Source organism: Patulibacter medicamentivorans (genome assembly GCF_000240225.1).
GTDB classification, from domain to species: domain Bacteria; phylum Actinomycetota; class Thermoleophilia; order Solirubrobacterales; family Solirubrobacteraceae; genus Patulibacter; species Patulibacter medicamentivorans.
Map to the genome: position 1 here is coordinate 1 of NZ_AGUD01000194.1, position 22918 is coordinate 22918.

General features: G+C 74.4%; 16 protein-coding genes. 9 read left to right on the forward strand and 7 right to left on the reverse strand.

The window, feature by feature from the left end; all coding sequences use genetic code 11:
- The coding region (locus tag PAI11_RS11650; RefSeq protein WP_040599969.1) for a hypothetical protein at positions 1–1451 on the forward strand (1451 nt) is incomplete at its 5' end.
- A 295-nt stretch (positions 1452–1746) separates the two neighbouring features.
- Positions 1747–3501 carry a hypothetical protein gene (locus tag PAI11_RS11655; protein WP_040599970.1) on the forward strand — a complete coding sequence of 585 codons (1755 nt, stop codon included), beginning with the start codon at positions 1747–1749 and terminating at the stop codon, positions 3499–3501.
- 145 nt (positions 3502–3646) lie between these two features.
- On the opposite strand, the gene PAI11_RS11660 is transcribed toward PAI11_RS11655, so the two are convergent.
- From PAI11_RS11660 to lon, 3 genes are all read right to left on the reverse strand, one after another.
- On the reverse strand, positions 3647–5062 hold the full coding sequence (locus PAI11_RS11660; RefSeq protein WP_007574811.1) for a S8 family serine peptidase: 1416 nt from the start codon (positions 5060–5062) through the stop codon (positions 3647–3649).
- On the reverse strand, positions 5059–5970 hold the full coding sequence (locus PAI11_RS11665) for a hypothetical protein (protein WP_007574813.1): 912 nt from the start codon (positions 5968–5970) through the stop codon (positions 5059–5061). The genes PAI11_RS11660 and PAI11_RS11665 overlap by 4 nt, the downstream gene beginning before the upstream one ends.
- 190 nt (positions 5971–6160) lie before the next feature.
- Positions 6161–8530 carry an endopeptidase La gene (gene lon / locus PAI11_RS11670; RefSeq protein ID WP_007574816.1) on the reverse strand — a complete coding sequence of 790 codons (2370 nt, stop codon included), beginning with the start codon at positions 8528–8530 and terminating at the stop codon, positions 6161–6163.
- A 243-nt stretch (positions 8531–8773) separates the two neighbouring features.
- On the opposite strand from lon, the gene PAI11_RS11675 reads away from it, so the two are divergent.
- The gene (locus tag PAI11_RS11675; RefSeq protein ID WP_007574817.1) at positions 8774–9196 is read left to right on the forward strand and encodes a hypothetical protein; all 423 of its coding nucleotides are present in this window, start codon (positions 8774–8776) and stop codon (positions 9194–9196) included.
- A 169-nt stretch (positions 9197–9365) separates the two neighbouring features.
- Positions 9366–11840 carry a DUF6351 family protein gene (locus PAI11_RS11680; protein ID WP_007574818.1) on the forward strand — a complete coding sequence of 825 codons (2475 nt, stop codon included), beginning with the start codon at positions 9366–9368 and terminating at the stop codon, positions 11838–11840.
- A gap of 906 nt (positions 11841–12746) precedes the next feature.
- Here PAI11_RS11680 and PAI11_RS25855 read toward each other — a convergent pair.
- Both PAI11_RS25855 and PAI11_RS11690 read right to left on the reverse strand, forming a co-directional pair.
- The gene (locus tag PAI11_RS25855; RefSeq protein WP_007574819.1) at positions 12747–13499 is read right to left on the reverse strand and encodes an ABC transporter permease subunit; all 753 of its coding nucleotides are present in this window, start codon (positions 13497–13499) and stop codon (positions 12747–12749) included.
- The gene (locus tag PAI11_RS11690; RefSeq protein WP_007574820.1) at positions 13499–14500 is read right to left on the reverse strand and encodes an ABC transporter ATP-binding protein; all 1002 of its coding nucleotides are present in this window, start codon (positions 14498–14500) and stop codon (positions 13499–13501) included. The genes PAI11_RS25855 and PAI11_RS11690 overlap by 1 nt, the downstream gene beginning before the upstream one ends.
- A gap of 112 nt (positions 14501–14612) precedes the next feature.
- Between PAI11_RS11690 and PAI11_RS11695 the strand changes: the two genes are divergently transcribed.
- On the forward strand, positions 14613–15509 hold the full coding sequence (locus PAI11_RS11695; protein ID WP_007574822.1) for a phosphotransferase enzyme family protein: 897 nt from the start codon (positions 14613–14615) through the stop codon (positions 15507–15509).
- A 148-nt stretch (positions 15510–15657) separates the two neighbouring features.
- Entirely contained in the window at positions 15658–17181 is a 1524-nt protein-coding gene (locus tag PAI11_RS11700) for a long-chain-fatty-acid--CoA ligase (protein ID WP_007574826.1), read from the forward strand.
- A 100-nt stretch (positions 17182–17281) separates the two neighbouring features.
- Here the strand turns inward: PAI11_RS11700 and PAI11_RS11705 are convergent, their stop codons facing one another.
- Both PAI11_RS11705 and PAI11_RS11710 read right to left on the reverse strand, forming a co-directional pair.
- Positions 17282–20182 carry an ATP-binding protein gene (locus tag PAI11_RS11705; protein WP_170320720.1) on the reverse strand — a complete coding sequence of 967 codons (2901 nt, stop codon included), beginning with the start codon at positions 20180–20182 and terminating at the stop codon, positions 17282–17284.
- Between the two features lie 39 nt (positions 20183–20221).
- Positions 20222–20734: a MarR family winged helix-turn-helix transcriptional regulator gene (locus tag PAI11_RS11710; protein WP_007574828.1), complete on the reverse strand. Its 513-nt coding sequence runs from the start codon at positions 20732–20734 to the stop codon at positions 20222–20224.
- 125 nt (positions 20735–20859) lie between these two features.
- Between PAI11_RS11710 and PAI11_RS11715 the strand changes: the two genes are divergently transcribed.
- From PAI11_RS11715 to PAI11_RS27190, 3 genes are all read left to right on the forward strand, one after another.
- Positions 20860–21786 carry a VOC family protein gene (locus PAI11_RS11715; RefSeq protein WP_007574829.1) on the forward strand — a complete coding sequence of 309 codons (927 nt, stop codon included), beginning with the start codon at positions 20860–20862 and terminating at the stop codon, positions 21784–21786.
- Positions 21783–22484 (forward strand): alpha/beta hydrolase, encoded by a 702-nt coding sequence (locus PAI11_RS11720; protein ID WP_007574830.1) that lies wholly within the window; start codon positions 21783–21785, stop codon positions 22482–22484. Before PAI11_RS11715 ends, PAI11_RS11720 begins: the two co-directional genes overlap by 4 nt.
- A gap of 52 nt (positions 22485–22536) precedes the next feature.
- Positions 22537–22918: iron-containing alcohol dehydrogenase (locus tag PAI11_RS27190; protein ID WP_040599972.1), on the forward strand; the 382-nt coding region annotated here is incomplete at its 3' end.

Here is a 22918-nt window from a genome sequence, read left to right on the forward strand (position 1 = left end):
ACGCGGCGTCGGTCGTCGGCAGCAAGCCGAACACGGTCGAGCTGCGGTGGACGTCCAACGACGTCGACTTCGACGAGACCACCTACGGCGTCGTCAACGCGGGCGCCGTTCGCGCGTTCAACGGCAACCAGCCCAACCGCGTCGACTCGACCGCGGTCACCGGCGCCAAGGGCCAGTCGGGCACCCGCGGCCACACCGTCGGTCCGGACCTGGTCGGCGTGCGGGTCGACGAGTCGAACCTGAACGCCAACGTCCTGATCTTCACCTACGACCAGCGGATCGACACCGGCACCGTCAACCCCGCGCAGTACGCCTTCCTCAAGCAGGACGGCACCACGGTCGCCCCGGCGGCGATCGCGTCCGCCAGCGGCTACGAGGTCGCGGTCCGGTTCCCGTCGCTGCCCGGCGACGCGCTGGTCACCGAGGCCGTCGAGGGCGTCGACACCGGTGCCGGCGTCCTGTCGGTCAACAACGGCAACCCGAGCGCGCCGACGGTGCTCGCCGTCGCGGGCAAGAGCAAGTCGACGGCGCGACCGGACCTGCTGTCGGCCGAGCTGGGCTCCGGTGGCGGCTCGACGTCGATCACCTACCACTACGACGAGCCGGTCAACACGCCGATCGCGGCGTCGTTCTTCGGCCGCACCGCATCGGGCACGAACGTGCCCGGAACGTCGGCGGTCGTCAACGCCGACGGCAAGTCGGTGACGGTCAACTTCCCGAACCCGATCGCGAACCTGTCGCAGGAGCACTTCGTCGAGGCGCTCGCCTTCGCCGGTGCGATCCAGAACGCCAACGGCATCCCGGCGATCGGCGACACGGTGCCGATCGGCGGCAACGCGGGTGCGCTGGCGACCGGTTGGACCTCGGCTCCTGACGCGACGTCGGCGACGTTCAACAAGAGCAACGGCCAGGTCGACGTGACGCTCGACACGCGTCTGACGATCCCGTCGGTCAACCCGGCCTCGTTCACGCTGGTCGACGACAACGGCGACACGATCGTCGCGGGTGCCGCGTCGGTCGTGAGCGAGGGCTCCAACGGCGCTCCGGGTCCGCAGACGATCCGCCTGCAGTTCCTGCCCAACCAGGTCGCGGTCGCCTCGGCGATCGAGATCAACGGCTGGAACGCGCCGTTCGGGGTCTCGGGGCCGTTCGCGTTCATCGGCTCCAACGTCGGCGTCGACGGGCCGAACTCCGCGCCGGTCGCGCAGTCGCTCTCGGCCGCCGCGTCGGCTGCCGCGATCGCGCCGGTCGGGACGTCGAAGAAGGTCCTGACGCTGCGCAAGGTCAAGACGGTCGGCGTGCTGCCGGCGAAGGTCCGCAAGGCCCTGAAGCCGACCAAGAGCGCCAAGCAGGCCAAGGCCAACGCCAAGGTCCTGCGTGCCTTCTACAAGAAGGGCTCGACCTACAAGGTCAAGAAGGTCGCGGTCAAGAAGGCCGCCAAGAAGGGCTGAGCCACCGACGTCCGGGCGCGGCCGAGCGGCCGCGACCCGGGCTCGGATCGCCTTCGGCACGGGCGAAACGACGAGCGCTGCGATCCGCGGATCGCAGCGCTCGTTCGCGTTCCCCGCACGTCGACGCCCACCGTCGCGGGGCCGTCGCGCGCCGTGTCGCCCCGGCGACGCAGCGGCATTGACCATTGCTGGCTGAAACGATTGAATGAGAACGACTTGTGACCTGGTCGGTCGCAGGGGTGGTCCGGGTGCATCGGGGTCGAAGCGCCCGGGAATCGAGAACCAAGGGGGATCCATGACGAACTTTCGTGCCGCGCGCTACGCGCGCCTTGCGGCCACGGCGAGCGGCGTGCTGGCCGCGACGCTGCTGGCGGCCGCGCCCGCCGGCGCCGCTCTAGGCGGTGCCAATCCGGCGAGCTTCAACCACGTGCCGGACCTGCGGTCGGTGACGTTCGGCGAGTCCGGGCCCGACCAGGTCGCCTGGTTCACGTTCGACGAGCCGCTGGCCACCAACGCGATCAACCCGGCCCAGTTCACGCTCGGCGGCTACAACTCGGCCGCCCGCTTCGGCTCGGCGACCAACCTGCCGTTCGCGGACGCCGCGTCGGTCGTCGGCACCAAGCCGAACACGGTCGAGCTGCGCTGGACGTCGTCCTCGCCCGACTTCGACGAGGTCTCCTACGGCGCGGTCAACGGCGCCGCCGTGCGGGCCTTCAACGGCAACCAGCCGAACGTCGCCGACTCGACCGCCGTCACCGGCGCGAAGGGCCAGACCGGCACCCGCGGCCACACCAGCGCCCCGGACCTGGTCGGCGTCCGCGTCGACGAGTCGAACCTGAACGCCAACGTCCTGATCTTCACCTTCGACCAGAAGCTCGACTCGCACCTGCCGCTGCCGGCGCTGTTCAGCTTCGTCAAGGCCAGCGGCGCGGTCGTCGTCGGCACGGGGATCAACAGCTACAGCGACTACGAGGTCGGCGTCCGCTTCCCGGCGGGCCCCAGCAACCTGGTCACCGAGGCCAAGCGCGTCGTCGTGGTCCCGGGCGCGGTCCAGGCCCGCAACCGGACCGGCCTGTTCGCCGGCCTCAACCCGATCGGTCACGCGGCGGTCCCGGGCACCAGCGGCCTGACCGCGCTGCCCGACCTGGTCTCGGCCGAGCTCGGCTCGACCGGTGGCTCGACGTCGATCACCTACCACTACGACGAGCCGATCAAGTCGCCGATCGCGCCGCTGTTCTACGCCTACACGGCGACCGACGAGTTCGTCTCGGGCAGCAACGCGGTCGTCAACGCCGACGGCACCTCGGTGACGGTCAACTTCCCGAACCCGGCCGACAAGGCGCAGGAGCACTTCGTGCACGCCGGGCAGGTCGTCGGCGGCATCCAGAGCGCCAACGGGCAGTTCGGGATCGGCGGCGGGGTGCCGATCGGCGGCAACGCCGGCGCGCTCTCGACCGGTTGGACCTCGGCGCCCGACGCGACCTCGGCGACGATCAACAAGAGCAACGGCCAGGTCGACATCACGCTCGACAGCCGCACCAACGGCACCACCTTCAGCGGGCCGGACTTCCACCTGCTGGACAGCAACGGCGACGTGATCGCCGGCGTGCCGACGCTGGTCAGCCTGGGCAGCACGGGGGCTCCCGGTCCGCAGACGATCCGGATCCAGTTCCTGCCGAGCGAGGTCGCGGCGGCGACGGCGATCCAGATCGACGGCTACCAGGCCGGCGGCACCCTCGGCGTCCCGTTCCGCGGTGGGCTCCAGGGCATCGACACGCCGAACTCGGCGCCGGTCGTCCAGGTCGTCTCCGCCAGCACGACCGCCGCGGCGATCGCGCCGGTCGGCACCAGCAAGGCGGCGCTGCGACTGCGGGTCGCCAAGACCCAGGGCGTCCTGCCGGCGAAGGTCCGCAAGGCCCTCAAGCCGACGCGCAACGCCAAGCAGGCGCGGGCCAACGCCAAGGTCCTGAAGGCGTTCGCCAAGGGCCAGTACCGCGTCAAGAAGGTCGCCGTCAAGCGGGCCTCGAAGGCGGCTGGCAAGAAGGGCTGACCCGACTCCGCGCGGTGGCCGCCGGACCGGCGGCCACCCGCGATCGGATCCGGTCGGGCCCGGCGACGGGCCCGACCACGTCGAGCGTCGCGGTCGGGGGGCCGCGGCGCTCGACGCCGTTCCGGCCCCGTCGCGGTCGGCCGGCTTAGCGCCGGACGGTCAGCCGCAGCGTCGACTCCGCCGACCAGCGGCCGGCATCCGAGCGGGCGCGGACCGCGACCCGGTAGCTGCCGGCGGCGAGGGACCGGGCACCGATCCGGCCGCGCAGGTCGTAGCGGCCGTTGCCGGCGACGGCGGCGCGGGTCGTCGTCGCGGCCGGCTTCCAGCGTCCGCCGCTGCGGCGGAGGACCCGGATCCGCAGGCTGCCGGCCATCGAGACCCGCCAGGTGAGGCGGGCGGGGCGGGTGGTGCATCCGCGCCGCTTCGGCCGGCAGTCGACGAGCGTCCGGCGGGAGAGGCGGACGCGATCCAGCTTGGGCGGACCGGCCAGCAGGCCGCCGGGCTTCTGGGCCGCGGTTCGGACCGCGGCCGCAGCGTCCAGCCGCCCGCCGCTGACCGTCGCCGTGGCGAGCGCGGGAGCGCGCCGGACCGTCGCCAGCAGGGTGGCCTTGAGGGCGGCCGGGTCGAGCGACGGGTTGGCCTGTCGCATCAGCGCCAGGGTCCCCGACACCAGCGGTGCGGCGACCGAGCTGCCGCTGGCCGCGACCAGCTCGCCGGCGCCGCGGGTGGCGTAGATCGCGACCCCGGGCGCGAGCAGGTCGACCCCGGTCCGCCCGTAGTTGGCGAACCAGGCGCGGTTGCCGTTCAGGTCGCTGGCGCCGACGCAGATCACGTTCGGCAGGTCGAGCGCGCAGGGGAAGGTCGGCCGGGCGTCGATGTCGACGCCCTGCTCGCCGTGGGCGACGATCCCCAGCTCGCTCTCGGTCGTCTCGCCGTTGCCGGCGGCGGCGACGTAGAGGGTGCCCGGATGGGCCGCGATCGCCTGGCTGATCGCGGCCGACGGGGCGTTCTCGACGATGCTGACGTTGACCACCGGGACGCCGCGGTCGCCGGCGTAGGCCAGCGCCTCGGCGATCGCGTTCGGTCCCGGCCACAGCCCGCCGAGCGCCGGCAGCGACAGCACGGTGGCCTGGGGGGCGATCCCGGCGATCCCGGTCCGGTCGTCGGCGTCGGCGGCCAGGACCGTGGCGACGACGGTCCCGTGGCCGCTGGGATCGCTGTCGGGCTGCCCCTGGCCCGGCGCCCCGTCGGCGGTCGCCAGGCGGCCGCGCAGGTCGGGGACGGTCGAGGTCACGCCGGTGTCGACGACGGCGACGGTCTGGCCCGCGCCGCGGGCGATCGACCACGCCTCGAGTGCCCCGACGTCGGCGCCGGCGACGGCACGGCCGGTTCCCCCCCGCCCGTCCTCGACGGTCCCGCCGCCGGCGCGCAGCGCCCACTGCTGGTCGAACGCGGGGTCGTCGGGAGCGGTCACCGCCGCGGCGGGGGCCACGGCCGCAGTGGCTCCGACCGCGACGACGGCCAGCGCCCCGGCGAGTGCGACGACGCCGCGGCCGGTCATCGGCCGGCGGCTCCGGCGGGCCGCGGCGGTGCCAGCGGGCTCGCGGCGCCGACGACCGCGCGGCTGGTGGCCGTGGTCCCGTCGCCCTGGTCCTCGACGGCCAGCAACGTCCGCAGTCGCTCCGCCGAGAGCGCCCCGTAGCGCCGGCGGTAGCTGCGCAGGAGGGTGGCCGCGCGCGTCCGCTGACCGAGCGCCTGCACGTGCGAGATCATCACCGCGCGCGCCGAGCGGACCGATCCGGCGCTCTTCGCCTGCCGGATCACGCGCGTCAGGCGCCGGAGCTCGGCGTGATGCTCCTCCGCGGTCGTGACGTCGACCCACCCGTCCTGGGAGAGGGACACCCAGCGGTAGTTCGGCTGGTGCTCGCGCCAGCGCCAGTCGAGCGTCTCCCAGGCCTGGTTGCCGACCCGGATCCGCGAGACCTGGTCGACGCTGATCAGCCGCTCGCCGCCGGCGTTGAGGGTCGAGACGGTGTAGCTGCCGTCGCCGTTGGGCAGGTAGCCGGCCAGCAGCTGGCAGCAGTGGTCGCCGGCCCGCTTCATCTGGATGATCACGCCGGGCGCGTCGTGCAGGTTGTCCTGGACCACCAGGCCCAGCTCGCCGATCAGCTTCGGCGGCCCGGGGGAGACGCGCGCCGGCACGCAGTTGGGCCGGTCCTTTGGGCGACAGCCCTCGGGCACCAGGTCGGTCTCGGGGTAGAGGACGTTGACCAGCTCGCCGCCGAAGTCGCGGATCGCGATCTCGGTGCTGACCTTCGCGTTCTCGCGGGCGTCGTCGGGCCCGTGGAGCGAGACCGTCCAGCCGGCGAGCGTCCGGATCGTCTGGTCCGCCGGCGAGCGCGGCGGCGTGACCGCAGCGGTGGCGGGGCCGGCCGCGACGGCGGCCAGCAACAGGACGGTGCCGCACACCCCGAGCGGCAGAGAGGAACGGAAGGACAAGACGGTGACCCCGACGTCGTTGTTGGACACCATTTGTAGCGGACCGGTGATCGCCCACGCGCTGGTCGCCGCCGCCCCGACGGGCCCGTGGACGCGAACGGGCCCCGCCGTGCACGGCGGGGCCCGTCGGGGGAGCGGTCGGCGGCGAGCCGCCGGCGGATCAGGCCGCCGTGGCGATCCCGGCCGGCTGCTCCTCGAGCGCGACCGCCAGGACCTCGTCGAGGCTCATCGACGGGTGGAACCTGACCGCGTCGCGGACCTCCTGCGGCACGTCCTCCAGGTCGCCCCGGTTGCGCTCGGAGATCACGATGTCGGTCAGCCCGGCCGCGTGGGCCGCGAGGCTCTTCTGCTTCAGCCCGCCGATCGGCAGCACCCGGCCCTGGAGCGTGACCTCGCCGGTCATCCCGACCGTGTGCTTGACCGGTCGCCCGGTCAGCAGCGACGTCAGCGCGGTGACCATCGTGATGCCGGCCGAGGGGCCGTCCTTCGGGATCGCGCCGGCCGGGACGTGGACGTGGAACTCCGCGTCCTCGAACTTCGCCGGGTCGATCCCGAGCTGCTCGTGGTTGGCCCGGACCCAGGAGAGCGCGATCCGCGCCGACTCCTTCATCACGTCGCCCAGCTGGCCGGTCAGGACCAGCCCGCCCTTGCTGCCCGGCACCGGGACCCGCGTGGCCTCGATGAAGAGCACGTCGCCGCCGGTGCCGGTCACGGCCAGGCCGGTCGCCACGCCGGGGACCGCGGTGCGGGCCGCCGACTCGTGGAAGACCTTCTGCCGGCCGAGCGCGTCACGGACCCGGTCGAGGTCGATCGTCACGGGCGCGCTGTCCTTGCCCGACGCGATCCCGGTCGCCGCCTTGCGCAGCAGCGTCCCGATCTGGCGCTCCAGCTGGCGGACGCCGGCCTCGCGGGTGTACTCGTCGACCACCAGCCGCAGCAGGTCGTCGCTGACGTTGACCTCGTCGGGCTCCAGCGCGTTGGCGCGGATCTGTCGCGGGACCAGGTGGTCGCGGGCGATCGCCGTCTTCTCGGCCACGGTGTAGCCGTCGAACGGGATCAGCTCCATCCGGTCCAGCAGCGGCGCGGGGATCGTCTCGAGGCTGTTGGCGGTGGCCAGGAACAGCACCTGCGACAGGTCCAGCTCGACGTCCAGGTAGTGGTCGCGGAAGCTGTGGTTCTGCGCCGGGTCGAGGACCTCCAGCAGCGCCGCCGACGGATCGCCGCGCCAATCGGCGCCGACCTTGTCGACCTCGTCCAGCAGCACGACCGGGTTCATCGTCCCGGCGTCGCGCAGCGCGCGCACCAGGCGGCCCGGGAGGGCGCCGATGTACGTGCGGCGGTGGCCGCGGATCTCGGACTCGTCGCGGACGCCGCCGAGCGCGATCCGCACGAACTCGCGACCGGTCGCCTTGGCGATCGACTCGCCGATCGACGTCTTGCCGGTGCCGGGAGGCCCGACCAGCGTCAGGATCGTGCCGCCGGTGCGGCGCTGGCTCGGCTTCGGGCGCTTGGCGGCCGGCGACGCGTCGCTGCCGGCGGGATCCTCGGCGGCCTCGGCCGCGTCGACGCCGCGGTCGGCGCGCAGCTTCTTGACCGCCAGGAACTCGACGATCCGGTCCTTGACGTCCTCGAGCCCGAAGTGGTCGCTGTCGAGCACCTCGCGGGCGTGGGTCGGATCGAGGTTCTCCTCGGACCGCTCGCTCCACGGCACGGCCAGCAGCCAGTCGAGGTAGTTGCGGATCATCTGGGCCTCGCCGCTGCCCTCGCCGCCCATCCGCTCGAAGCGGCCGAGCTCCTTGTCGGCCTGCTCGCGGACGGCCTCCGGCATCCCGGCGTCCTCGATCTTGCCGCGGTACTCGTCGACGACCGAGCCCTCGTCGTCGCCCAGCTCGTGCCGGATCGACTCCATCTGCTTGCGCAGCAGGTACTCGCGCTGCTGCTTCTGGGCCCCGGACTCGACCTCGTCGCGGATCTTGCGCCGCAGCTGCAGGTCGGTCAGCCGCTCGCGCAGCAACCGAGTGGTCAGCTCGAGCCGCTCGGTGACGTCGAGCGTCGAGAGGATCTCGACCTTCTGCTCGACGGTCAGCTCGGGGTCGTAGCCGGTCGAGTCGGCGAGCGTGCCGGGCTCCTTGATCGCCCGCAGGACGGCGGCGACCGAGCCGTCGTCGCCGCGCAGCTGGAGGATCTCCTCGATCGTGGCGCGCAGCTCGCGCTCGAGGTCGCGGGTGCGGCCGTCGACCGGGACGTCGTCGGGGTGCTCCTCGACCGTGACGCGCAGCTCGCCGGTCGGGCCGGTGTGGGCGGCGCCGGCGACGCCGCGGGCCTCGCCCTCGAAGATCGCCCCGCGGCCGCCGCCGGGGAGCCGGACGCGGCGCTTGACGTGGGCGATCGTGCCGACGGGCGCGAACTCGCCGTCGATCCGCGGGACCAGGAGCACGCGCTCCTCGTCACCCGGATCGACCGGCAGCGTCACGTCCATCGTCGGGAAGACGACGGTGTCGTCGAGCGGGATCAGCAGCAGGGTGGACATGGTACTTGGGGACCTCGGAAGTTGAGGTGGTCAACCGTCTTGCTGAGGACGGTAGCACGTCACGGGCGCGCTGTATAGGTGATCTGAGTGGAGGCGACGCAGATCTATTGCGGAGCCTAGCGCAGGGAAGATGCCGTGGGGGATGAATGGCACGAGCGCCGCGCTCCCTCCTTGACGCCAGCTTCACGCCCGCCGCCCCGTTCTTGACCCTGTCGCCGCGCCCCGAGGAGCACCGTCGTTGACATGAGCACGCACCCCAGCCACGGGCACCGCGACGGCCGGTGGCGGCCGATCGTCGTCCACGGCCGCCACGACGGCCGCCCCCCGCTCGACGTCCGCGTCCGCGCGATGCTCGAGCGGCGCGACCGGATGCGCCTGGCCGACGGCCTCGAGCTGATGATCGTCCACGCGCAGCGGCCGGAGGGCATCCTCAGCGCCCGGATCCCGGTCGTGCCCTCCCAGGTGCTCGACGCCCGCGAGGTGCTGGAGGACATCGAGCGCGTGCTGCGGTCCGACGTCCAGATCGACCCGCGCGGCACCGCCCTGGTCCGCGCGCTGCTGGTCGACGGGGCCGGGCCGGCCTACGTCGGCGGCCGCCGCGGCGCCCTCCACGAGGCCGCGCTCGAGGCGCGCAACGCGCTGATCCCGTACCGCTGGGCGGGCTGAGGGCGCTCGGGGTCGGCGTGGCCCGCGGGTCCCGCCGCCGTCGCGGGTCCCGCCGGGCGCCGACGCCGATCCACGAACACCGACGGACGCCATTGGCGAGGCCGCGTGTTAGGGTCGCGCAGGTTGCACTGGCGTAACCAGTGCTGCGTCGGTCGGGGAGGACCGTGGAATGGGAACGTGGTCGAAGCGCGCCGCCGGGTTGGCGGCCGGGGTGGTCGTGCTGCTCGCCGCGGGCGGGGCGGGAGCGTCCGCGGCCTCGCCGTCGGCGGTCACGATCCAGACGTCGTCCAACCGCGCGGACCTGATCTCCGGCGGCGACGCGGTCATGACGATCGGGCTGCCCGCGGGGGCGACGGTCGGCGAGTTGACGGTCCGCGTCGGCGATCGCGACGTCACGCGCTCGTTCGCGCGCCGCCCCGGCGGTCGCGTCGAGGGGCTCGTGACCGGTCTGCGGGTCGGCCCCAACCCCGTCACGGCCCGCCTGTCCGACGGTCGCGGCGCCCGGCTGACGATCACGAACCACCCCAACGGCGGCCCGGTCTTCTCCGGCCCGCAGATCCAGCCCTGGGTCTGCCAGAAGTCGGCGGTCGACCGCCAGTGCAACCAGCCGCCGACGTACGAGTACCTGTACCGCCCGACCAACCCGCTCGATCCGGCGCTGCGGCCGTACGACCCGCAGCACCCGCCGTCCGACGTCGCCAGCACCACCACCGACGACGGCGCGACGGTGCCGTTCATCGTCCGGATCGAGACCGGCTACCAGGATCGCGACCAGTACAAGATCGCGACGCTCTTCCAGCCGGGTCGCCCGTGGGATCGCTGGCGGCCCCAGCCCCAGTTCAACCACAAGCTGCTGATCACCCACGGCGGCGGCTGCGGGCTCGGCTACGGCTCGACCGGCGCGCCGAGCGTCACCGAGGACAACCTCGCGACCGGTGCCGGGCTCGTCGACGGGCTGGTCGGTGCCGACAGCGTCGGCGAGGCGCTGAAGCGCGGCTACGTGGTGATGTCGACCGCGCTCGATCGCAACAGCCACAACTGCAACATCGCGGTTCAGGCCGAGTCGCTGCTGATGGCGAAGGAGCGCGTGCTGGAGCGCTACGGCGCCCTGCGGTACACGATCGGCATCGGCTGCTCCGGCGGCGCGCTGACCCAGCAGCAGGTCGCCAACGCCTACCCCGGCATCTACCAGGGGCTGATCCTCGCCTGCGCCTACCCGGACACGCTCTCGCCGGGCGCGCAGTTCCTGGACCTCCACGTGATGCGTCGCTACTTCGACGATCCGAGCCGCTCGGGCAGCACCCTCTGGACGCCGCTGCACATGGCGCTCGTCGAGGGGCACCTGACCCCGCTGAACTCGATCACCGCCGACGAGGGGCTGTTCAAGAACGTCGTCTTCGCGGACAAGTGCCCCGACGAGGTCGGCGCGGCCGCCTACGACCGGGTCCGCAACCCGGGTGGCGTCCGCTGCACGCTCTGGGACTACATGGTCAACGTCTTCGGCCCGCGGCCGGCCTGGCGCTGGACGCCGGTCGAGCGCCGCCTCGGTCGCGGGTTCGTCGGGCTGCCGCTCGGCAACGACGGGATCCAGTACGGCCGCCAGGCGCTCGACGCCGGCGCGATCTCGATCGAGCAGTTCGTCGACCTCAACGCCGAGGTCGGCGGGCTCGACCTGGACGGCGACCGCAGCGACGAGCGCTCCGTCGCCGACCCGGGGGCGGTCGCCAACGCCTACCGCAGCGGGGCGATCAACAGCACCCGCAACCTCGACCAGGTCGCGATCATCAACCACAGCGGTCCCGACCCGGGGATCGCGCACGATTTCCGCCACGCGCTCTGGACGCGGACGCGGATGCAGCAGCGGCTCGGCCACCTTCCCGGCAACTACGTGATGTGGTTCGGGCTCTTCCCGGTCTTCGGCGACCCCAGCTACGCCAAGCAGGCGCTGGTCGCGATGGACGGCTGGCTGGCCAACGTCGAGCGCGACCGTCGCTCCGCCCCGCTGGCCCGCAAGATCGTCGACGACCGGCCGGCGGACCTCCAGGATCGCTGCTCGCAGATCCCCGGCCTCGACCTGGTGACGCTTCCCGGAGTCGGCAAGGTCTGCGAGAACCGGGTGCTGCAGACCGCGCTCGAGACCCCGCGCAGCGTCGCCGGAGACGGTCCCGCGGGCGACGTCCTCGAGTGCGCGAAGAAGCCGCTGCGACGCCAGGACTACCCGGCGGCGCTCAGCGACGAGCAGTGGGCGCGACTCCAGCGGACGTTCCCGACGGGGGTCTGCGACTGGTCGAAGCCGGGCGTCGGCCAGCAGCCGACCGTGACCTGGCAGACCTACCAGGACGCCGCCGGCCGGGTGATCTACGGCGGTCGGCCGATGGGCCCGGCCCCGACGTCCGCGCGCTGCAGCGACCGCCGCCGGCTCTCCGCCCGACTCCCGGCCGGCCGCCTGCGCGTCGCCAAGGTCTACGTCGACGGCCGCCGCGTCCAGACCCTCCGCGGGAGAACCCTGCGGCGACCGGTGCGACTCGCGCGCTTCCCGAGCGGCCTGGTGACCGTGCGGGTCGTCGCGCGCGACCGCCGCGGTCGCCGGGTCGTGAGCGAGCGGCACTTCAGCGTCTGTCGCGGCACGCTGCCCGGGGAGTGAGGCTCGGTCTGCGGGTGGGCCAGGCGTGGGTGGTCGGGCGTGCTGGGTGCGGTGCGCTTGGCGGGGTTGGCCGGGTAGGCGGGGCGTCGGGGTGGCTCGGCGGGGCGGATCGGGCTGGTGGGGCCTGGCGGCGCGGCGGCGGTGCTGAGCGGGGGATGAATGGTGCTTGGTGGGTGGTGACCGGCGGGGTGGGGTCGGTGTCGTGCCGTGGGCGGTGGTCAAGGGATCGGGCCGCTCGCGGCGCGTCTTGGTTGGTGACGTTCGCCCCCCTTGTCGTGTCGGGACCGCCAGGCAGGATGCGGCCGCGACCCGGCCCGACCCGGATCGGATCCGATCGGGTCGGGTACGAGCATCAGACGCCACGGGCCCGCGGCCGGGCTGGGTGTGGCGCCTGCTGCGCCTCCAGCGAGCACGACGCGCCGAAGGTCGTGGCGGACGTGGGGTGTGGCGCCTCGCGCACGTGGTCGCAGAGAGCCGACGACCCCGGGACGCCACGCCCTCGCGACCCTCCCGCTCACGGCCCCGGCGGCCCTCGCCCTCTCCGTCCCGCGCCCCGTCGGCCCCAGCCCCGTCGCGCCCCCAGCCCGGTCACGGCCAGCCCGGCCACGCCCCGCACCAATCACCGAACAGCGGTCACGCGAACACGACCGCCCCGACCAGCCCACCGCCCAACAGGGTCCGGCCGCCACCCGCCCGACCGGCCGGCACAGGCCGCCAGCCCCGCCCCACCGCCACGGCCAGTACCAGCCCGCCCCACCAACCACCACCAGCCGCCACGATCAGCACCAGCCCGCCCGACCAGCCACGCACCCCTTGATGCCCGCCCACGCCCGACGCGCACCGCCGACGAGCGCACGCGGACCTCGCCCTCGCCGAGCCCGGCAGCCCGGCGCCGGCGGCTCGCCCCTAGTACTCGTCGCGCCGTACGCGCCCGACCGCGAGCGCCAGCAGGGCGGCCAGCCAGACGGCGAGCAGCACGAACGAGCCGGCCAGCGAGACGTGGACGCTGTCGTCGAAGAAGCTCGTGTGGCTGAGGTTGACGACGTTGTCCGCCGGCCGCGGTAGCAGCACCTGGGCGAGGTCCTTCGAGACCTCGGTGCCGATCAGGACGGTGATCAGGCGGCCGGCGATGAAGAGCACCATCGCGACGGCGATCGCCGGGCCGTTGGAGCGCATCAGGGTCCCCACGGAGAGGCTCACGATGCCCCAGATCCAGACCGCGGAGACGACCTTCCAGACGTCCTCCAGGGCGTCGCTGCCGGTCACGGCCGGCCCGCCGTCGCTGCCGACCATCAGGCCGACCAGCAATCCGAGCACGACCGGCACGGCGACCGCGGCCAGCAGCGCGATCATCAGCGCCGGCACGCGGACCAGCGCCAGCCGCCAGCGCGGGACCCCGGTCAGCACCAGGTAGCGCATCGTGCCGTTGGCGGTGTCGTAGCTGCCGGCCAGGGCGCCGACGGCGATCGCGCCGAAGACGGCCACGTACTGGCCGATGTCGGTGATGTCGCTGAGGCTCTGCTGACCACCCTTGGGGTCGTTCAGCAGCACCACCAGGACGGCGATCACGGTCAGGGCGGCGGTCGCGCCGACGGCGCCGTAGAAGGAGCCGCGCCGGTGGGTGATCCGCAGCAGCTCGGCCCGCAGCAGGGGGGACATCAGCGGGCCTCCGTGGTCGGAAGGTCGTCGGGCGTCGGGACGTCGGCGGTCGGTGGGCCGCCGGCGTGGCCGCCGAGCTCGCCCGCCTGGTTGCCGGTCAGCTCCAGGAACCGCCGCTCGAGCGTCTCGCGGACGGCGCGCAGCTCCAGCACGCCGATGTCGGCGCTGAACAGCTCGCGCCCGGTCCGGCGCAGCGCGTCGTCGTCGAGCTCGGCGACCGAGACCTCGAAGGCCCCGGGCGCGATCGCCCGGACGTCCTGGGCGAACGGCAGCGCCCGCAGCAGCGGCAGCGCCCGCTCGGGATCGTCGACCCGCACCCCGACCGCCTGGCGACCGCCGCGCAGCAGCTCGGCGACCGAGCCGTGGGCCAGCACCTTGCCCTTCTCGATGATCGCGACGTCGTCGGCCATCTTCTCCACCTCGCTGAGGATGTGGGAGGAGATGAAGACGCTGCGGCCCTCGTCGACGAAGGCCCGGATCATCTGCCGGAACTCGGCCAGCCCGGCCGGGTCGAGGCCGTTGGTCGGCTCGTCGAGGACCAGCAGCTCGGGGTCGTTGAGCAGCGCCCGCGCGACGCCGAGCCGCTGCCGCATGCCGAGCGAGTAGCCCGAGACCTTGTCGTCGCCGCGGTCGGCCAGGTGGACCCGCTCCAGCGACCCGGAGATCGCGGCCTTGGCGTCGGCCGACTGGTGGGCGGCCCAGACCTCGAGGTTCTGGCGTCCCGTCAGGTAGGGATAGAAGCGCGGCTCCTCGACGATCCCGCCGACCCGCGAGAGCGCGTCGCGGGTGCGCTCGGGGATCGGCAGCCCGCGGACCGCGATCTGGCCGCTCGTCGGGCGAGCCAGCCCGAGCATCATCCGGATCAGCGTCGTCTTGCCGCAGCCGTTCGGTCCCAGCCACGCGTAGCAGCGCCCCTTCGGCACGTCGATCGTGACGTCGTTCACGGCGACGTTGGTGCCGAAGCGCTTGGTGACGTTGCGCAGCGAGATGACGGAGTCCATGGCGGAGCGCGCCGGGATCGACCCGTACGGCGGGGGACGCCGGGGGACAGCACGCGGGCCGCACGATACGGGGCGCGCTCGGCGGACGCCACCGATCGGCGATCATCGCCCGATGTCCGCGACCCGCACGCCGTGGCGCCCCGAGGACGGGGCGGCGCTCGCCGAGCGAGCCCGTCGCCACTGGGATCTCGGGACGGCCCCGGCGGTGCTGCTGCGGCTCGGGACCAACGCCAGCTACCGGATCGGCGACGTCGTCGTGCGGGTCGCGCCGCGCGACCATCCTCCGGCGGCGGCCGAGCGCGAGCTGCGCCTGGCCCGCTTCCTCGAGCGCCGCGGCGTCCCGGCGGTCCGGCCCGTCGCGCTCGCGCAGCCGGCGCGGATCGACGGCCATTCCGTGACCGCCTGGGAGTGGGTTTCGCACGACCCCGCGTCGGTGGTCGGCGGGCGCGCGTTCGGCGCGCTGCTGCGCGGCTTCCACGACGCCACCGAGGACTACGACGGACCGCTGCCCGGCTGGCCGCAGGCGGCGCTGATCGGCGGCAGGATCGCCGGGCTGCGCGTCAACCCGGCGCTCACGGGCGACGAGGTCGACCGGCTCCGGCGACGGCTCGACGAGCTGCTGGCGGCGATCGGCGAGGACGCGGACGGCCACCTCCCGATCCACGGCGACGCCCATCCGGGCAACGTGATCGTCGGCCCCGACGGGCCGCTGCTGCTGGACTTCGACCTGGTCTGCCGCGGGCCGCGGCCGTGGGACCTGGCGCCCGCCGCGCTGCACGCCCGTCGCTACGGCGGCTCGCCGGCGTGGTTCGCGGCGCTGCGGGAGGGCTACGGCCCGCCGGTGCGCGGGGACGAGGAGCTGTACGTGGGGCTCCGGGAGCTGGCGTCGGCGGTCTGGCTGCTGGCGGCCGAGACGGCGGACGACCCCGCCGGCCGCTCGGCCGAGGCGGACGTCCGGCTGCGGGCGTTCGACGGCGAACCCGATCCGCCGACCTGGGGCGCGCGCTAGCGGTCGACCGCGCGGCGCTCGCTACCGCGCGGGTGCCAGTCGCCGCGCGGTCGGGCGCCGCGCCGCGGCCTCCCGCCACAGTGGCGCCGCGCCATCGCGTGCGCCGATCACCGCCCTCCCGGGCCGCCGGGATGGCAGGATGGCGTTCATGGCCACCGATGCGCCCAACGCGAATCTCGCGACGCTCCTGACCGAGAGCGCCGCCAAGCACCCCGACCGGATCGCCATTCGCCTCGACGACGTGGCGGTGCCCTACGCCGCGCTCGACGCCGGCAGTCAGCGCGTCGCGGGCCTGCTGCGCGATCTCGGGGTCGAGCCGGGCGACCGGGTCGGGATCATGCTGCCGAACGTCCCGCACTTCCCGCTCGCCTACTACGGCGCGTTGCGGCTCGGCGCGGTGGTGGTGCCGATGAACCCGCTGCTGAGCAAGCGCGAGGTCGCCTACTACCTGGACAACTCGGAGGCCAAGCTGCTGCTGGCCTGGCACGGCTTCGCCGAGTCCGCCGAGGGCGGCGCCGACCAGGCCGAGATCGACGCCCGGGTGCTGCTGGTCGAGCCGGCCGACATCGCCCAGCGGGTCGCCGCCGCGGAGCCGATCGCCGAGGTCGCGCAGAAGGCCGGCGACGACACCGCGGTCGTGCTCTACACCTCGGGCACCACCGGGCACCCGAAGGGCGCCGAGCTGACCCACCACAGCGTCGGCAGCAACGTCGAGGCCTGCCTCGACCTCTTCCGCCCGACCGAGCAGGACGTCTTCTTCGGCGGGCTGCCGTTCTTCCACGTCTTCGGGCAGACCGCGACGCTGAACGTCGCCGTCGCCGTCGGCGCCGAGGTCACGCTGCTGCCGCGCTTCGACCCGACCCAGGCGCTGGAGATCGTCCAGCGCGACAAGGTCTCGATCTTCATGGGCGTGCCGACGATGCACGGCGCGATCCTCCACCACCCCAAGCGCACGGACTACGACACCAGCTCGCTGCGGCTGTTCGTGTCGGGCGGATCGGCGCTGCCGGTCGAGGTGCTGAAGGGCGTCAAGGACGCGTTCGCCACCCCGATCCTCGAGGGCTACGGGCTCTCGGAGACCTCGCCGGTGGCGTCGTTCAGCCGCATCGACCTGCCGCAGAAGCCCGGTTCGATCGGCGTCCCGATCTCGGGCGTCGAGATGCGCCTGGTCGACGACGCGGGCGTCGAGGTGCCGGTCGGCGAGGTCGGCGAGCTGCAGATCAAGGGCCCGAACGTGATGAAGGGCTACTGGCGCAACCCCGAGGCGACCGCCAACGCGATCGACGAGGACGGCTGGTTCTCCTCCGGCGACATGGCCAAGAAGAACGAGGACGGCTTCTACTTCATCGTCGACCGCAAGAAGGACCTGATCATCCGCGGCGGCTACAACGTGTACCCGCGCGAGGTCGAGGAGGTCCTCTACGAGCACCCCGCCGTCTCGGAGGCGGCCGTCATCGGCCTGCCGCACGAGTCGCTCGGCGAGGAGGTCGGCGCCGCCGTCGCGCTGAAGGCGGGCCAGCAGGTCAGCGAGGACGAGCTGCAGGCGTTCGTCAAGGAGCAGGTCGCGGCCTACAAGTACCCCCGCCGGGTGTGGATCGTCGAGGAGCTGCCGAAGGGCCCGACCGGCAAGATCCTCAAGCGCCAGATCAGCGCCCCGGAGGGCGGCGCGTAGACGCTTCGGATCTCGCCACCTGGTGCGCTCGGCAGTGCCGAGCGCGGCTCTCGCCTCCCGGCGACGACCTCCTCGGTCTGCGTGCGGCTCGCATCCGCCCTCACGTGTGCGCGCCGCCCGCCATCGCCTCGGCGAGCCCGGCGCGGTCGACGTCGAGCTTGCCGTAGACGTGGGTCAGGTGGGTCTCGACCGTCCGCAGCGTCACGAACAGCCGCTGGGCGATCTGGCGGTTCGTGAGGCCCTCGGCCGCCAGGTCGGCGACACGCCGCTCGCTCGACGTGAGGGCGTCGGAGCCCGAGATCCGCAGTCGCCGGGGCCTGCCGCCGGCGACCCGCAACTCGTCCGATCCGCGCCGGCTGAGCGCGCTGGCCCCGCACCGCTCGGCGACGTCGATCGCCCGTCGCAGCGTCTCGCGCGATGTCGTCCGCTGGCCGGCGCGCCGCTGCCACGCGCCCAGCTCCAGCAGCGAGCGGGCCAGCTCCAGCTCGCCCTCGCTGCGCTCCAGCACGTGCACGCTGCCGGTCAGCAGGCCGTCGGGGTCGCCCTCGCCGACGAGCCCCGCCGTGCGCCGGGCGATCCCGAGCGCACGCGGCGCCCCGTAGCGCTCGGTCCGTCGCAGCAGCTCGCGCGCCAGATCGCGCGCCCGGCGTTCGTCGCCGGCGGCGAACGCCGCCAGCGCCGCCTCGGCCTGCCAGTGCATCACCGACGGGTTGCGGATCCCCTGGGCCTCCTGCCGCTCGCCGCAGCGCAGCAGCAGCTCCAGGCCCTCCTGCGGTCGGCCGTCGGCGGTCGCCCGGACGCCGCGCGTGGCGAGCACGTAGGGGAAGGTCGGATGCGCGGTCCACGGCTCGTCGCCACCCGGCAGCGCCAGCAGCTCGTCGGCCAGCTCCAGCTCGTCGCGGTCGAGCGCGACCAGCGCCCGCAGCGCGCGCGAGGACGGCAGCGCGAAGGCCCAGCCGTCGCGCGCGGCGTCGATCGCCACCTGCCAGTCGTCGATCGCGCCGATCAGGCGCCCGCGCAGGAACCGGGCGACCCCGCGGAAGAACGACGCGGTCGCGAACGCCATCCGCGCGCCCTGCAGCTGCGAGCGGTCGATCTCGGCGCTGAAGGCGACCTCGGCCGCCTCGCCCGCGTCCGAGAAGTAGAGGCTCATCCCCGCCAGCGGCAGCGCCAGCCGATCGAGCGTGTCGATCCCCTCGCCATGCAGCGGCGGGACGGCGTGGCGGGCCAGCTCGGCGACCGTCCGGTACGGCAGCTCGCCGGTCTGCAGGCCCTGGAAGGCCAGCTGGGCCAGCGTCAGCCGCTCGACCGGGGTCCGGCCGTTGCCGTGGCGCGCCAGCGTCGCCGCGGCCGCCTCCTCGTCCGGCACCGGCGCCTGCAGCAGCGAGCGGGTGACGGTCAGGTCGGCGGCCTGCAGCGAGACCCGGATCTCGTCGTCCTCGGGCAGCTCCTCCGCCAGGCCGCGGGCGAGGGTCGCCTTGGCCGCCGACGCCTCGCCGCGCTCGTAGCGCGCGACGGCCACGGTCAGGTCGAGCCCGGCGCGGCGACGCGGATCGCGCTGCGTCCCCCGCGCGAGCTCCAGGCGATCGATGCCGGCGGGGTCGCCGGCGGCGAGCTGGACGCGGCCGAGGTCCTCCAGCAGCTCCGGGTCCTCGCCGGCGGCGACGCTCTCGCGGCGGGCGCGGTCGAGCAGCGCGATCGCGGTGTCGGGATCGCCGCGGTCGACCGCCGCGGCGGCGGCGACGCGCAGCAGCCGGACGGTCTCGTCGTCGCCGTCGGGCTCGGTGTGGAGCAGGTGCGAGGCCGACGAGCGCGGGTCGGCGCCGTCGGCGACCAGGGCCTCGAACGCGCGGCGGTGGAGCAGCGCCCGCTCGCCGGCGGCGATCTCGTCGCGGACGGCGGTCTCGACCAGCGGGTGCACGAAGTCCAGCGGCCGCGCCGGCGACAGGATCCCGGAGCGCGCCAGCCCGTCGGCCTGGAGCGTCGCCCGCTCGAGGTCCTGCCGGGCGACCGCCGCCGCCAGGCGCGCCTCGGCCGGCCCGCCCAGCACGGCGACGGCGCGGGCCAGGTCGGTGGCCTCCGATCCGAGCACGCTCAGCCGGGCGCTGACCGATCGCGTCACCCGCGACGGCTGCAGCTGGGCGACCATCTCCGCCCCGGCCGCGCTGGCCGGCACGCCGGAGCGGCGCAGCTCGTTGATCAGCTCGCTGGTCAGGAACGGGTTGCCGCCCGCCTGGCGGTGGCAGACGGCGCCGAGCCAGCGGGCGGCGGCCGCGCCCAGCTCGCGGTCGAGCAGCGTCTCGACGCCGGCGGCGCTGAGCGGCGCCGGGCTGCAGCAGCGCGCGTCCGGCGCCGCCGCCAGCTGGCCCAGCAGCACGTCGCGCTCGCGGTCGGCCTGGGTCCGGGCCGCGACGACCAGGGCGACCGGCAGGCCGTCGAGGCGGCCGGCCAGGTGCAGCAGGAAGTGGAGCGACGCGACGTCGACCCAGTGGGCGTCGTCGACGACGACCGCGATCGGGGTCTCCTCGGCGAGGTCCGCCAGGTGCCAGTAGAGCCCGTGGGCGACGGCGAACCGGGCCTCCGCCGGAGGGCCGGGGGAGCGCGTCCGCGGAGCGTCGCCGTCGCCCGTGGCCCCGTCGATCAGGACCGGGGCGGCGAGCGCGGCGGCGCCGCTCAGGAGCGGACGGCCCGAGGCCGGGTCGCGGGCGTCGATCGTGGTCGCGAAGAGCTCGTGGACGGTGCCCCACGCGAACCGCTGCTCGAGCTCGGCGCCGCGCACCCGCAGCACCGACATGTCGGCCTCGAACGCGCCCTGGACGGCCGCCTGCAGCAGGCCGGTCTTGCCGACCCCCGGCGCGCCGCGGACCAGCAGCAGCCCGCCGTTGCCGGAGCGCCCGGCGTCCAGCACCTCGTCGACGAGGCGCAGCTCGTCCTCTCGCTCGAGCAGGAGCGCGCCCGTCGATCGCAGCGGCGTCGGCCCCGGAGGGCCCGATCGGTTCACCCGCACACCCCCGTGAGTTCGTTGGCCGTCGCGCGAATGCTACCCGGGCCCGGGAGCCCCACCGCCGAGGTCACCCCCGGTCGCCGGAGCCGGCGATCCGGCGGGGTCGGCCGGCAGCCGCTCGAGCGTGGCGCGCAGCCGCTCGAGCTCGCCGGCGTCCAGCCGGTCGGCGAACAGCTCGCGGATGCCGCGCCCGTGGGTCCTGCCGGCGGCGCGGATCCGCTCGAGCCCGGCCGCGGTCAGCGTGACCAGCTGCCCGCGGCGATCGCCGGGGGCGGGGATCCGCTCGACCAGGCCGTGGCGCTCGAGCCCGGCGACCAGGCGCGTGATCCCGGAGCGCGTCAGCAGCACCGCGCGGCTGAGCTCGACCGGGCGCAGCCGGCGGTCGGGGGCCTGGACCAGCTGCACCAGCACGTCGTAGTCGCTGAGGGTCAGGTCGTGGGCGGCGAGGTCCTGCTCCAGCCGCCGCATGATCGAGGCGTGGGCGCGCAGGAACGCCTCCCAGGTGGCCAGCTCGGCCGGTGAGAGGGTGTGGCGCGGGCCCGGCGGCATCGGGGCGATCCTAGTTCCGCGGCCAGACGCCCGGAGATCGTTGCGCGCGCAACGGAGTCCTGGTAGATTGTTGACAGCGCAACAAAAGGCCCGGTCGGGGCGACACGAAGGACGAGGAGGCGAGCATGCGGCTCGAAGGCCTGCACCACATCACGATGATCACCGGCGACGCCCAGCGGACGATCGACTTCTACGCCGACGTCCTCGGCTTGCGCCTGGTCAAGGCCACGGTCAACTTCGACCAGCCCGAGGCCTACCACCTGTACTTCGGCGACGAGGCGGGCAGCCCGGGATCGATCCTGACCTGGTTCGAGTTCCGCGGCGCGGCTCCCGGTCGGGCCGGTCTCGGGATGGTCCACCGGATCGCGCTGGCCGTGCCCGGCGAGGCGGCGCTCGACTTCTGGGAGCGGCGCCTGGCCGCCCACGAGGTGCCGGCGGTCCGCGAGGGCGAGAGCCTGCGCTTCGCCGACCGCGACGGGCTGGCGCTGGAGCTGGTCGTCCACGACATCGGCGCTGAGCTGCGCGCGACCCATCCCGACGTCCCCGTCGAGCACGCGATCACCGGCGTCGCCGGCGCCCGCGCCTACGGGGCCTTCCACGCGGTCCCCGACGGCGTCCTGACCGGCCTGCTCGGCTTCGACCACGAAAGCGACGGCCACTACGTGCTGCGGGGCGAGCAGCGCCACGTCCACTGGACGATCGACGCCGCTCCCGACGCCCACGGCCAGCCCGGCGCGGGCACCGTCCACCACATCGCCTGGGCCTCGCGCGACGAGGACCACGCCGGGTGGCGGCAGCGGATCGCGGACGGCGGCGGGTTCGTCACCGAGATCATCGACCGCGACTACTTCGACGCGATCTACTTCCGCGAGCCGCACGGCGTGCTGTTCGAGATCGCGACCCTCGGGCCGGGCTTCGCGACCGACGAGGACGCCGGCCACCTGGGCGAGGAGCTGCGACTGCCGAAGCAGCACGAGCACCTGCGCGCCCAGCTCGACCGGCAGCTGACGCGGATCGTCAACCCCCGCTCGGGTCGGGAGGTGCGGGCATGAGCGCCACCGAGGCGGTGCCGTTGGTCCACGGCGAGCGACCGGCGGCGGGCGAGGCCGAGGGCCTGCTGGTCCTGCACCACGGCCGCGGCGCCGACGAGCACGACCTGCTCGGGCTGGCCGACGTGCTCGACCCCCGGCGGCGGCTGCACGTCGTCACGCCCGGCGGTCCGCTGCGGCTGCCGAGCTGGCCGGGGCGCCACTGGTACGCGGTGCCGCGGGTCGGCTACCCCGATCCGGCGACCTTCGCCACCGCCTACCGGTCGCTGGCGGCCTTCCACGACGAGCTCTGGCGCCGCACCGGGATCGGGCCCGAGCGGACCGTGCTCGGCGGCTTCTCGATGGGGTCGGTGATGAGCTACGCGCTCGGCCTCGGGCGCTTCCGGGACGATCCGCGTCGCCCGACCGTCGCCGGGGTCCTGGCGATGTCCGGCTTCGTGCCGACCGTCGAGGGCTTCGCGCTCGACCCCGAGGGACGGACGGGCGCGGGCGGGACGCGGGTGCTGATCGCCCACGGTCGCCACGACGGCGTGATCGGCCACCACTTCGCCGAGACCGCCCGGGCCGAGCTGACCGCGGTCGGGATCGACGTGACGTCGCTGGACGGCGAGGGCGACCACCACGTCGACCCGACCCACGTGCTGCCGATCGCCGGCTGGCTGGACGACGTCCTGCCGCTGCGCGAGGGGGCGTCCGGGTGATCCCCGGGCGCTGGCGCGGCGCGGCCTCCGCGGCTCGTGATCGGATCGTCCGATGAGCGGTGATCCACCCGTCGTCCGCCACCGCGACCGCGATCGGCTGCTGCTGCTCGGCCGCGGCGCGCTGGAGGCCGCGGCCGAGCACCTGGAGGGCGCCGACGTGCTGCTGTCGACGCCGCGCGCCCGGGCCCAGGTCCCGGCCGCCGCCGGTTGGGCGCGCGACGTCGTCGACGTCCCAGCCGGCCGGGTCGACGACGTCGCCACCGCGCTGCGCGAGCGGGTCGCCGGGCGGCGGCTGGTCGCGCTCGGCGGCGGGCGCGTGATCGACGTCGCCAAGGCGCTCGCCGCCGCCGACCCGCCCCGGACCGTGGTCGCCGTGCCGACGACGCTCTCGGCCGCCGAGATGACCAGCGCCCACCGCCACGTCCGGGGCCTGC

Excerpts from the sequence above, each read along its gene's own strand:
- PAI11_RS11695 (WP_007574822.1), top strand. The coding sequence starts at position 14,613 with ATGTCCGCGACCCGCACGCCGTGGCGCCCCGAGGACGGGGCGGCGCTC.
- PAI11_RS11700 (WP_007574826.1), top strand. The coding sequence starts at position 15,658 with ATGGCCACCGATGCGCCCAACGCGAATCTCGCGACGCTCCTGACCGAG.
- PAI11_RS11720 (WP_007574830.1), top strand. The coding sequence starts at position 21,783 with ATGAGCGCCACCGAGGCGGTGCCGTTGGTCCACGGCGAGCGACCGGCG.
- PAI11_RS25855 (WP_007574819.1), bottom strand. The coding sequence starts at position 13,499 with ATGTCCCCCCTGCTGCGGGCCGAGCTGCTGCGGATCACCCACCGGCGC.
- PAI11_RS11675 (WP_007574817.1), top strand. The coding sequence starts at position 8,774 with ATGAGCACGCACCCCAGCCACGGGCACCGCGACGGCCGGTGGCGGCCG.
- PAI11_RS11715 (WP_007574829.1), top strand. The coding sequence starts at position 20,860 with ATGCGGCTCGAAGGCCTGCACCACATCACGATGATCACCGGCGACGCC.
- PAI11_RS11655 (WP_040599970.1), top strand. The coding sequence starts at position 1,747 with ATGACGAACTTTCGTGCCGCGCGCTACGCGCGCCTTGCGGCCACGGCG.
- lon (WP_007574816.1), bottom strand. The coding sequence starts at position 8,530 with ATGTCCACCCTGCTGCTGATCCCGCTCGACGACACCGTCGTCTTCCCG.
- PAI11_RS11710 (WP_007574828.1), bottom strand. The coding sequence starts at position 20,734 with ATGCCGCCGGGCCCGCGCCACACCCTCTCACCGGCCGAGCTGGCCACC.
- PAI11_RS11690 (WP_007574820.1), bottom strand. The coding sequence starts at position 14,500 with ATGGACTCCGTCATCTCGCTGCGCAACGTCACCAAGCGCTTCGGCACC.
- PAI11_RS11680 (WP_007574818.1), top strand. The coding sequence starts at position 9,366 with ATGGGAACGTGGTCGAAGCGCGCCGCCGGGTTGGCGGCCGGGGTGGTC.
- PAI11_RS11660 (WP_007574811.1), bottom strand. The coding sequence starts at position 5,062 with ATGACCGGCCGCGGCGTCGTCGCACTCGCCGGGGCGCTGGCCGTCGTC.